Origin of the sequence: Methylophaga thiooxydans DMS010, assembly GCF_000156355.1 — a bacterium.
GTDB lineage: Bacteria > Pseudomonadota > Gammaproteobacteria > Nitrosococcales > Methylophagaceae > Methylophaga > Methylophaga thiooxydans.
The window spans coordinates 89,128-99,861 of sequence record NZ_GG657896.1; the positions used below are offsets into that span (position 1 = coordinate 89,128).

The following is a 10,734-nucleotide window of genomic DNA, read 5'->3' on the forward strand; positions in this document are numbered from 1 at the left end:
ACAACCGCTACAACTTAGCAGATAGGTTGTTCGCGTTGTAGTGGTTGTTAAACCAAACTATAGGTGTAAGCACCTTTTATTTTCTCAGATTGCCAGTGAATACGGTCAAAGCGATCTAGTCTATCACGGGCGGTTTTATCATCTTTTTTGTGACCGCAGGCGTCCAGTAGCTTGGTTTTATTCAAACTACCTTGCTCCTTCAGCACGGTTTTTACCTTGTCGATAAACGCTCTTTCTTCATCGTTGAGTGTGACTTCGTCGAGATCCAGTTCGGTTAAAAACAGATCTGCCACTTCTATTCTTAGTGCGATATTGGCAATGGCAGCACGTTCTTTTTTAACTTCGAGCAGCCAGCGAATTTCACCTTCGGGCGAGTCCGCTTTGATAAGACGGTACATATTATCGACGCTGTTACGTAGGTTGTTTGATCCTTGATAGTTGCTGCCGTTCTTGGTGGAGTGATGCAACACAATAATGGTGGCACCGGCGTCACGTATCTTTTTCAGCTTGTTGCCGATCCGCATGGCTGTCAGGTCATTATTGATATCACCAAAGTCTCTGAGACTGTCCAGCATCAGCAGCATGTTTTTAAACGCGTTGCCATAGGCTCTGTTTTCAAGCTCATCCAGCAGTTCGAGTGGCTCACCATTGAACTTACTGCGGTGCGAGTAGGTTAGATTCGGGCAGGCTTCGATCAGTTTATGTTCGATGCCACGCTCTTTCAGCACACTGATGGGGTTATCGACATCGATGTACAGCACATTCATCGCGCCTTGCTCACTACCACTGTTGTGTTCAGTGGCATATTTTGCCAGCCCGAAAAGCAACCAGCTTTTACCCATGCCGCCATCGGCATAGATCATAGTGATTTGTTTTTTAGGCAAAAAATTAGGGTATAAAAACTCAACACTATCGTTGAAGTCATCAGTTGTGAGTGGATTGATAAAATCGAACATTAAAAGAGATCCTGTTGTTTGTCATTTTCAAGTTGACGCTGTTTAGCCTGGCGTTTGTAGACAGCGCGTTCAGTAATTTTTTGTGTCCGGGCGACTTCTGCTTTGGTAAAGCCTTGATCAAGCAGACGGCTTGTCTCTGCCAGATCCACTTGGTATAGCCTTGCTTGAAGCTTGGGGATGGCGATTTTCTCATTACGGAAGGTATGCACGAACTGTTTGTATTGATCTGGACTAAGCACTTGCTTTAGGTCACCTTGCCCCGGCACTCGAATAGTGACACCACCGAACTGTTTCACCAGACGCAACAGTCCATCAAGACCGATCACATCGGCTATCTCTCTGGCTACAGGTGGTAAATAATCAGGTAAATTCACTGGCTCGGTACCTTGCTTATGGCAGCGCTACTTGAGTGGCACGTTCAAACGCGACTTTGTCATTAAGGTGATCGACGATGGCATTGAGTAGCGGCACATTACGACGCCACTTGCTGGCATTCGCACGGCCTGCTACCAGCTTCTCGACATAGCTTTCGCTCAGGTTCATGGCATCCAGTAGGTACTCAACGGTTTGCAGCAGGCTGCGTTTTTTCTGTTCCTGATATAACGCGGCAATGATCGCTTCAAACTGCTGACGCTTGTGCACCCACTCCAGACGTTCAATACCAGGACGGCCTGTTGTTGCATGGCCTTTACCACCGGTGACGTGCCAGGCTATGGTTTCAGCGTATTCCCAACTGAGTTGCATATCGGTCAGTAAGGCTTCAATTTTTGCCATATACGGGCTGCGATTGAATGGCTTTCTGCCTGCGCGTTTAGGTGGTTTAATCGCTTTGGCATCACGTAGCAAATTGACTAAATGTTTCAATTCTTTGTCCGTCATCTTGCTGCACGAACGTTCACCGGTATGGTCTCCTTGCCATGTGCGACGAGCTTCTTCGTCCTTAAACAAGCGGCTAGCGCCGATATGAACAAGCTGGATTAGCTTTTGTCTTGAACTCATAGCTGCCCCACGATTTGTAGATAACGGCCAACAAACATTAAAAACGCTGTGCTGGGAGACACTGGTTCAATGGCTTTTTTTAATGGCTCAATATCTTTAATTAACGGCCATTCATCATCGTGTGGTGCCATCAAGTCACGCTGCTCTGTGGCTAACAAGACCAAGTCTGCGTGCTTCACTTCTGCAGGCATCTCAGCGTCTAACCCAAAACGGCCTAACACGGCTTTTTCAACACGCTTCTCTATTTCACGATAATCGGGCAAGAGGTTTTTCAGTGGTCTGGCCACATCACCAACAAACGCCTCTGCGGCATCATGCAGCAGTCCGTGCAAAGCCATTTCAGGCGGTACAATTTCAGACACATAAACCGAATGTTGGGCTACGCTGTAGAACTTATTAGTGTGGCCAGCGAAGCGGCAAATGTTTGATAGGCCATGAGCGGCAACGTAAATGTCGAACTCAGACTCTTCAGGACACATAAAGTTAAAGTATTCACCACTGATAGTGAGTATGTCTGGTCGCATCTCGCTTGCTTCTTTCATGTTCATTATTTGGATTCCTCTAACGATCCCCAGCTCCATGCAATGGAGTTATGGCCACAATGTTTACAGCGGAGGATATGAATGTTTTCCGGTGTAACCTCTTTTGCTGTTTTGTACTTGTGACCAGATATATACCGACCACGACTAAGCGACCGCCAGATGCAACGTGCAAAACAGATTGGGTTCCTTAATTCATCCATATCATCTCCCGGATTTTTCACTGCCTTAACCCCAACGAAGGGGCTAAGTAATCCGTCTCGTGGATCAGTCGGCGTTGCCCGGCGGGGAGAAAGGTTATAAAACCCACCGTCTCAGCTGCAGTCTGTTAGTTTTTTGCTGGCACCACCTGTCTGCTGACGCGCCGTTGGTTAAGCGGATTTAGGCTGAATATCGATGACGCGATACTTCAACTGTCGTTGAACCCCATCACGGGGACTGGTGACGGTTGGTCGCTCACCAACTTTTATGTCTGATACAAACGTGCCACTCCAGATACCAGCCTGAAATGGTCTTGAATCAACAACGACGCCATCTTCATCGATGTCCCACTCCAGAAAGTCCTGGCCCCTGTCTTCGAATACAATCATTTCCATAGAAGACCTCACAGAGCAGCCATATCGAGAGCCAGATTCTGAAACTTGCTCTCGGTGGTCGGGCGGTAATAGAAACGCACATAGGCGCTGGAGCCAGTGATTTGCATCGAATCTTTCAGCGCCTCCATGGCTTGCTTCCATTTGTGATCGTCAATCTCCAGCCGCAGCAGTCCGAGGATTCGGGCAGCACTAAGCTGGCCTTCAGTGTTGGTTTTGAAGGCGTGATCGACCAGGGCTTTGATATTGTCGTTGCTGCCTTCTGACCATTCTTGAATGCATTCATCAATCAGGGATTTAGCTGCTTCAGCACGCTCATCGAAGTGCAACAGCTCGGCCATTTGAATGCGAATCTGGCGTTTACCGTCATAGCTGGTGAGGCTGATATTGCCTTTTTTGCCACCGAGCTTGGCATCGTATTTTTCTGCAACAAGCTCGACGAAGGCATAAACGTCATTCATCGCCTGAGCTTTGAAGGCGACCATCTGCTCTCGCAGCAACTCGGCCTTACCAAACAGTTCTTCGATAAGATCATCACGATCCAGATCGATTTGTTTGATTTTGCTAATGGGTACAAGGTGACCTTGTGCGTTCACCTTGTGTTGCTCTGTATTGATAGCTGTATTCATGGGTTACTCCTGTTTAAGCCACAACTTTCCACTGCACCTGGCAGCCGCTGACTTCTGTGGCGTAGGTTTCGAGACGACGTAGGCCGGTTTTAATGCGGGTTTTTGTGCCGCCCTTAAGTCCACCTGGACTGTCGTTGTAGCCGACGATGGTGATGGTCGGCTTTCTGGCTTCACCGATGTTGATATCGGTAATGGTGAGGCCACGTCGTGCTAGTTCTGCTAAGCAGTGGCGAACGTCTTCTACTTTTTTGCTGATGATGTCGTTACCCAAATTCTTGTTCATGATTAGGCTCCAATTTTGCTGTGTTCACAGCCGCCACGGCAGGCTCTATAAAGTTGAATGCGTGTCGGGTTTGTTGCTGCATACGGGCGGCTTTGGTATTCAATGCATTGGTCGCTGGGGATAGCACCAACCACCGGGCATTGCACACTGCCGGACATAAACTTGCCTTCAATGAGTGCTTGCAGTCGGTCAGTTCTGCCGGGGTATTTACTCTTGATGACCTGGTTAATCACGGTTGGTGAAGGAAAGCCATCATTCTGTCTGAGAACAGCGGCCACCTTGGCTTGTGATGTTTTCTCACATTCGGTTTTGAGTACTTGTTTCCAGTCGCTCATTTGTTGTCATCCTTTTCTTTCTGAATGCGGTTATAAATTTCTTCACGATGAACAGAGACATCTTTTGGGGCTTCAACCCCGATCCGGACTTGATTACCTTTGGTACCAAGCACATTCACGACAACGTCATCACCGATAATCAGGGCTTCGCCCACACGTCTTGTTAAAATCAGCATTACTCACCTTCCTTTAATGAAATGGGTAACTTGCCAAGCAGTGACAAACTAATCTTCACGCCTAAATGAACGCCTTTGAGCACCTCCGGATCGGTTATTTCAATCTCTTCACCGATTTTGATAGAGGCACCTTTTTGATCCACTATCAGCTGCAATTCATCAACTCGTTTCTGGTGCCATGCCATTAATTGTTGAATTACGTCTACTGTCGCTTCATCCATTACTCACCATCCTTTGGCCATACGACCTTGTTTAAATTGGGATCAAAGACTTGTTTAATGCGTTGAATCATCGGCGGCTTTGGACCGGTATTCATCGCGGGTAATAGTTTGTATCGCGCCAGACCACCACCATGGTTGGCTGGGATTATCTCTTTGAGATAATTCGCCTTAGCCAGAAAGGTGATGTAATCCTTGGCAGTGTTCGGTTCGATAGGTGTTTCTTCCGTAGAGGCTGATGCCACCAAATCACGCCAACTGAAATCACTCAGAATTCGCATGGTTCGCCACATCTGTTCACGGCTCTCGCCACCAGTGACGTGGTCACCTTTGCGGTTGACGCGAGGTGCATTCACACCGACATCACGAGTCAGCCTCCAGACAATGGCACCGCCCATGCGCTTGGTGGTGCGTTCCAGATAGCCAGCACCTTCCAGCCCTATCACGTAGGTTCTGGCTGTTCGGCGATTCACTTCATTCAGCTGTTTGTGATCACTGGTGTGTGCTTCCAGGTCAAGTAAAGAAAACACTTTCAATTCACGTATGGCTTGCCAGCAGGCATCTCTACCTGACAGCTTGCCGTTTGCTCTTGTGATATGAACAGGCTGTGTCATTTAACCTTCCTCCTGGGTGCGTCGCCGGTATAGAGGGGACGGTTACCCCAGAGTTTGACGTCGATTTGGTCGGTACCAGCTGAGTAGGCGGCTTGCTGAACTTGGTTGAGATTGACGCAGATTCGACGGGCGACGCCCATGCTTTCACGCTGGATGCGTTCGAGCAGGTCATCAGCAATGGTGATGTCCGGGCAGTAAAGTTGGGACAGTTGTCGTGTGTCTTCCAGATCGGCAGGTTGAGCGCCTTGCCAAGCCAGCATTCGATTGTGGAACCGTTCCCACTTGAGCAGCTTGGTCGGGAGCTTCTCTTCACCGATCAGCAGGATGGCAGCGTTTGATCCTTCATAAATGTCACGCACTACTTCGACGGCTTTCTTTTCGACGATGTGATCCATCTCATCGATGATGAGCGGCAGACCACTCAGCGCCAGCTGCTGACTGATTTGCTCGACCATGTCATAGTTGGTCTTATCTGGCTGGATGCCCATTTCTTTGAGAATGGAAAGGAGCAGCGCTTTTTTTGTCCAGGTGCTTTTGCATTCAACGTAGTAAGCGCGGTATTTATTCGCTGCATAAGCTGCAGCAAACGATTTACCCCAGCCACTCGGGCCAAAGAAAGTGACCATACCTGGTAGATGTGCTGGGCGATTCATCGCTTGTTCCAGCAATCGTGTACAGAGCATGACGTTTTTCAGTGGTGCCGTGGTGACAGAGGCTTCGACTCTGTCTCCCAAGTTGACCACGTTTTGATTTGTTGTCATTATTTACCTCATCACGTTTTACTTACCCGCCTGCCAGCGGGTTTGTTTTTTTATGCCTCGACAGTTTCGTCGAAGCTCTCAAAGTCAGCGCTGAACTCGCTCATAAAGCGGAACTCATCGCCTTTCTGGTACATCGCCCAGAATTTCTGATCAGCTGCTGAGAGTTGACTCCCTTCTCGCAACCGACGGTCTAAATTGACCCAACGCTTGTAGCGCGCTCTGGGGTCATCATTTCTTATGATTTGTGCTGCAGGCTCTTGTGGCTGTTGGAACTCGGCTTGGAATGTAGCCAGATCCTGTTTTTGTTCGTCAGTTAGTTGTGGCTGCGGTATGTGTCGGCCTAGTTCTGGCGCTGGGCGAAGTGGTCTGACCACTTTCGGGTTGGCGACTTCAGGCTGTGGCTGCAAAGGCAGGCGACTTGCCACTTCCATTGCATCCATCGCGACTTCGGCTTTCGCTGCCAGCTTGGTGGCCTTGATAAAGCGAGTGCGATGCTTGTTGAAGCTTCGAGCCGCTTCAGTATCACCAAACCCAGTAGCTTCAATACATTGCGCCTCACCGATATAGCGATTATCTAAGGTGTAGGCATAGACGATTTCATGCAGCGCTTGAGGGTCAAAACGAACGGTAATCTTCTGGCCTGCAAAGTCGAGCAACGCTGGCGCGTGGTAGCGGTTTTTGCCTTGTCCTGTGGCTGATCCGGCATCAAGATTAAATGATCCATCTTTCTGCACTTTGATGGCTTCAGCCATCAGCAGCCACATGCGACGTTGTTCTTGGTTAGCTGTTTTGATAACGGCGGTTTGATAGCTTTCGGTGAAAGCTTGATCAAAACTTTTTGTGCCGTTGCAGATTTCAGTGCGTCGAGCCGGTTTGGCATTCCAAGCAATGATTTCTTGTTCCAGTACTGCTAGGAACGTTTCAATGGGTACCGCTTTTTTGGCGTAGTTTTCTGGCTTGGCCATTGGGTTTGGGCCGGTATAGGCACCTTCAAACTTAGGATGCTTGTCCAGATATTCACCAAGACCACCAACACCAAAGGCACGTTCGACAGGTTTAGCCTGACCGTGTCCTTTGCCGCCAATCACTGATGTCCAGTGCACTTTGATACCGAGCGTAGGGAATAGGCCGAGTGGATCATCTTCTTTTACGGTGAAGCGATAGCGGTTTTTAACGCCACCGGTCATCCATTTATTGGCTGCAGCGCGGGTGTTATCAATAGTGACGTGTTCGGGTATGCCGAACTGATCCACAACATCGCCAAAACTGGCTCGGATTGAGTCGGTGTTTTCTGATTCATCGACGCGGTAAGCCAGTATTTTGCGGCTGTAGACGTCCTGCCAGAACCACGTTTTCATGCGCGTTACATCGCCATTTGGCAATAGAACAAACACGTTGTGTTGGTAGCCATCACCATTGATCCACTCAAGCGCATGTAGCTCTTGGACTGTTCGCTGTTGGGCAGGAAACAGTTTGATCAAACCGGCTTCACCTTCACGTAGATAAACGCGGGTTGCCAGCGGTATGGCTTTGATGCGACGTTCCAGTGTTTTTTTGCTGGGGATTTTCCAGCCTTGTTCGGCTGCAGTACGTTGTAGTCGGTAGTAACAGGCTTCGAACTCTGGCTGCTCCAGGCGAAGGTAATCGGCTTTGTAAAATTCCCAAGCCTCAGTATCCATATCTGCTGTGACCGTTCGGCCAACAAAGCCGGGTACCAGCGCGGCTAACCAGTCTTGACGAGCATAGAATTTCACCCCTTTCTTGCTCTTGGTACCGTGATACCAGCCTTGCATGGTGCGTTCACTAATGTCGTTTTGATCAGCCACCAGTAAGAAGGCATTCTTAAGTGTGGCGCCACCGTTTTCTGTCAGAGCCATGACCTGCAAAAGCAGGTTGAGTTTGTTCTGAGCTGCGTCCTTTTGTTTTTGTGGCTTGTTGTCATAGTGCTGCCATAATGCTTGAGGATCGTAGCTAAATTCAGTGCTTTCCGAGCTGCTCTTAACTGGGGTCGGCAGGTGTTGTTTTATCAACGCGGCCTGAGTTTCTACTGGCAGGCTGGAAAGGTGGTATTCATTTGCTGATCCACCTCTTACTTTTACTTGCCTTGTATTCCAGCCTTGTTTTGAGGCCTGCTGATTAACGCCACGCTTGTACTTTGGAAGACCTGGTTTGTTTGCTAATTCAGTTGCTGTGAACCATTCCCTGTTTTGTTCAGTCATCTTCACCGCCCTCAAAATCTAGACCTGGCTGACTCTGAGAGATAACATTTTCTCTGTGGTATGCCACGCCAGCTAACAGTCGAGTGAGCGCTGAAGTAAGGATATCTACCGACTCACCCTCACGATAAAACTTGATTAGCAAACTCATTGCATCTGCAGAAAGCTGCTGTAGTTCGGCTAAACCTAGTTCATCCACTTTTTTCCCTGTGGGGATTTGAATCATCAGCTTGTTACTTCGGTAACCCAGATATTGGGTGACATAATCCATCTCACAGATATGCTCATATGCCGGGATAAAACTGACTGGCATATCACCAGTAGAGAGCCATTTGTATAAGCGGTCTTCACTGACAGCCATCAGTTCAGCGATAGCTGGAACAGTTAGCCTTTTGAACTGTCTGGCGTACTCTTTATTAAGCCGCAGCGCGTCTTTTATATTGTTCGGCTGGATGCGTTTCCAAGCCACCTTACTTTTTGGAATTCTCATCACAACACCACTTCCAAATTTATTGATTGTTGCGGCAGTACTGCACGGGATAGGCTGGTTCTGCGTTTTAACCAAACAGGAGATAACAAAGTGAAAACAACCAGACCAGCACCCGTCAGTGCCGCGTATTTACACGGGCAGAATGATGGATTCATCATCATTTCATCGACCATGCTTTTATCCGAGCTATCAGCTTTTTTAAAAGCATTGAAAGTTGACAAATCGGACATACGTGAACCGGACAATTCAGAGGAACTTCCACAACTCGCTGAGACTGTTGCTTGGCAAGTTGTTGAAAACGTATTGCCGCCTTCATCCGCGACGCTTTGTAAGCAGATTGGCGATCTGGATCACCAAACCCAGGAGAAACTGGCATTCCGTCTTTATCAACTAAAAAGTTTGATTGCGACGTTGAAGCGCACTCATCCAGCCGATACTTACCTTGTGCCGCCGAACTGGAATCGCCGTTGGTTTGAACTGCTTTGTGGGCGCGTGCTTTTTGCGGATGTAAGTGCTCTTGATGCGGATAGTTATCAACCATGATTAGGCGCTCTCAGCAAGACCGGCTTCTGCCAGACGCGCTTTTGCTTGATCAATTTTGGCTTGGCGATCAGTTTTTACATCAGACTGATAGCGGGGAATATCCGGAAAAACTGCTGCAATATCTTTCTCGATTAGCACGGATATTGATCGTGCAACTCTTAAACTTTCCGCTCGTCTTGCACAAACATTCATTACATGCTGATGAGTGCAACCAATTACTTCACCAGCGACTAACCAAGAAAGACCTTTGGCTTTCAATGCTTGATGTATTTGCTTGTAGTTCATTGTTACAATCCGTAATTAAATATATAAGCGTTTACATAAATGCAAACAAAACATAACACCTGCAAAAATTATGTACACATAAAATAACATTGTCAAGGGCTTGTAATGGAATCATTAGTTTACATTGGCGGCAGAATACTAGAGGAGCGTAAGCGTCTACGCTTAACCCAGCAGGATGTTGCTGACTTTGTTGGAATCACAAGGCAGTCACAAGCCAAATATGAAAAAGGTGAACGTAGCCCTGATGCTATTTATTTAGAAAAAATATTAGGGCTTGGGTTTAATTCGTATTACGTGCTGACGGGGAACGAAACCTTTCCAACTCGATCCCACTTAGATGTTGATGATAATTCATCATCAACACATAGAAATTCAAACGAATCAGAAACTTATGAAAAGCGGGATCGAAAATCTAAAGTGGGGCAAGTCGATCCCACTTCCAACGAAGAAGTGGGATCGAGCATCAAAGACTATTCAGCAGGAACTGGTAGCATTATGGAAACATTCGCCCACATCCCACTGTTTGATGTAAAAGCATCAGCTGGCAACGGTTATGTCATTCACGAGGAAGAGGAAACTGATGCACTTATATTCAAAAAAGAATGGATATATAACGAGCTACACAGCAGCCCAGCTAATTTATATCTGATTTATGTAGAAGGTGAGAGCATGGAGCCTGCATTGCGTCCAGGCGACGTTATACTCGTTGATCACACTGACAACGTTGCTAAACGTGACGGCATCTATGTAATCAGAATGGGTGAGTCATTACTAGTTAAACGGCTACAGCGCCTACCAAGTCAGCGGTTAAAGGTTACCAGTGATAATCCAGCTTATGAGCCTTTTGAGATATCACTGGATTTTGATTTGCAGAACGAGCTTTCGATTATTGGGCGAGTTGTTTGGAGTGGTCGTCGTCACTAATGAGCTTGATCGCAATTCATGTGTCTAAATGTTTACTATATTTAAAATGATCGCGATCCATAATTAATTATTAAATAAGCTTTAAATGTTACTCAAACCCTCATTATTAAAAGCTTCTTCCCATTTAAAACCATTAAATCCCGTTATATCCCGTCTTACTTAATCCATCTGTC

The 10,734-nt window shown here is 47.3% G+C and carries 17 protein-coding genes; 2 read left to right on the forward strand and 15 right to left on the reverse strand.

Annotated elements, in window-relative coordinates; translation table 11 throughout:
- Positions 1–47: 47 nt before the first annotated feature.
- From MDMS009_RS06820 to MDMS009_RS06885, 14 genes are all read right to left on the reverse strand, one after another.
- On the reverse strand, positions 48–956 hold the full coding sequence (locus MDMS009_RS06820; protein ID WP_008290124.1) for an AAA family ATPase: 909 nt from the start codon (positions 954–956) through the stop codon (positions 48–50).
- On the reverse strand, positions 956–1,330 hold the full coding sequence (locus MDMS009_RS06825; protein WP_008290342.1) for a hypothetical protein: 375 nt from the start codon (positions 1,328–1,330) through the stop codon (positions 956–958). The genes MDMS009_RS06820 and MDMS009_RS06825 overlap by 1 nt, the downstream gene beginning before the upstream one ends.
- Positions 1,331–1,346: 16 nt before the next feature.
- Entirely contained in the window at positions 1,347–1,955 is a 609-nt protein-coding gene (locus MDMS009_RS06830) for a regulatory protein GemA (protein ID WP_008290338.1), read from the reverse strand.
- Positions 1,952–2,503 carry an HD domain-containing protein gene (locus MDMS009_RS06835; protein ID WP_237700449.1) on the reverse strand — a complete coding sequence of 184 codons (552 nt, stop codon included), beginning with the start codon at positions 2,501–2,503 and terminating at the stop codon, positions 1,952–1,954. Before MDMS009_RS06835 ends, MDMS009_RS06830 begins: the two co-directional genes overlap by 4 nt.
- A gap of 362 nt (positions 2,504–2,865) precedes the next feature.
- Positions 2,866–3,090 (reverse strand): hypothetical protein, encoded by a 225-nt coding sequence (locus MDMS009_RS06840; RefSeq protein WP_008290122.1) that lies wholly within the window; start codon positions 3,088–3,090, stop codon positions 2,866–2,868.
- A gap of 8 nt (positions 3,091–3,098) precedes the next feature.
- Positions 3,099–3,716: a DUF3164 family protein gene (locus MDMS009_RS06845; RefSeq protein WP_008290166.1), complete on the reverse strand. Its 618-nt coding sequence runs from the start codon at positions 3,714–3,716 to the stop codon at positions 3,099–3,101.
- Positions 3,717–3,729: 13 nt separating this feature from the next.
- Positions 3,730–3,999 (reverse strand): hypothetical protein, encoded by a 270-nt coding sequence (locus MDMS009_RS06850; protein ID WP_008290127.1) that lies wholly within the window; start codon positions 3,997–3,999, stop codon positions 3,730–3,732.
- Positions 4,000–4,001: 2 nt separating this feature from the next.
- Positions 4,002–4,334, reverse strand: a complete 333-nt coding sequence (locus MDMS009_RS06855; protein ID WP_043887799.1) for a hypothetical protein — start codon at positions 4,332–4,334, stop codon at positions 4,002–4,004.
- A complete protein-coding gene (gene csrA / locus MDMS009_RS06860; RefSeq protein ID WP_043887800.1) occupies positions 4,331–4,510 on the reverse strand; it encodes a carbon storage regulator CsrA in 180 nt (59 codons plus the stop codon). The genes MDMS009_RS06855 and csrA overlap by 4 nt, the downstream gene beginning before the upstream one ends.
- Positions 4,510–4,731, reverse strand: coding sequence for a hypothetical protein (locus MDMS009_RS06865; protein ID WP_008290147.1), 222 nt, complete (start codon positions 4,729–4,731; stop codon positions 4,510–4,512). Before MDMS009_RS06865 ends, csrA begins: the two co-directional genes overlap by 1 nt.
- On the reverse strand, positions 4,731–5,342 hold the full coding sequence (locus MDMS009_RS06870) for a hypothetical protein (protein ID WP_008290358.1): 612 nt from the start codon (positions 5,340–5,342) through the stop codon (positions 4,731–4,733). Before MDMS009_RS06870 ends, MDMS009_RS06865 begins: the two co-directional genes overlap by 1 nt.
- Positions 5,339–6,103 (reverse strand): AAA family ATPase, encoded by a 765-nt coding sequence (locus MDMS009_RS06875; protein WP_008290142.1) that lies wholly within the window; start codon positions 6,101–6,103, stop codon positions 5,339–5,341. Before MDMS009_RS06875 ends, MDMS009_RS06870 begins: the two co-directional genes overlap by 4 nt.
- Positions 6,104–6,153: 50 nt before the next feature.
- Positions 6,154–8,322 carry a transposase domain-containing protein gene (locus MDMS009_RS06880; protein ID WP_008290354.1) on the reverse strand — a complete coding sequence of 723 codons (2,169 nt, stop codon included), beginning with the start codon at positions 8,320–8,322 and terminating at the stop codon, positions 6,154–6,156.
- Positions 8,315–8,884, reverse strand: a complete 570-nt coding sequence (locus MDMS009_RS06885) for a hypothetical protein (protein ID WP_008290339.1) — start codon at positions 8,882–8,884, stop codon at positions 8,315–8,317. Before MDMS009_RS06885 ends, MDMS009_RS06880 begins: the two co-directional genes overlap by 8 nt.
- Before the next feature lie 15 nt (positions 8,885–8,899).
- Between MDMS009_RS06885 and MDMS009_RS06890 the strand changes: the two genes are divergently transcribed.
- A complete protein-coding gene (locus MDMS009_RS06890) occupies positions 8,900–9,352 on the forward strand; it encodes a hypothetical protein (protein WP_008290335.1) in 453 nt (150 codons plus the stop codon).
- Here the strand turns inward: MDMS009_RS06890 and MDMS009_RS06895 are convergent, their stop codons facing one another.
- Positions 9,353–9,637, reverse strand: a complete 285-nt coding sequence (locus MDMS009_RS06895; RefSeq protein ID WP_043887910.1) for a hypothetical protein — start codon at positions 9,635–9,637, stop codon at positions 9,353–9,355.
- Positions 9,638–9,742: 105 nt separating this feature from the next.
- Here MDMS009_RS06895 and MDMS009_RS15815 point away from each other — a divergent pair, with 105 nt between their 5' ends.
- Entirely contained in the window at positions 9,743–10,561 is an 819-nt protein-coding gene (locus MDMS009_RS15815; protein WP_008290350.1) for an XRE family transcriptional regulator, read from the forward strand.
- The last annotated feature ends 173 nt before the right edge of the window (positions 10,562–10,734 follow it).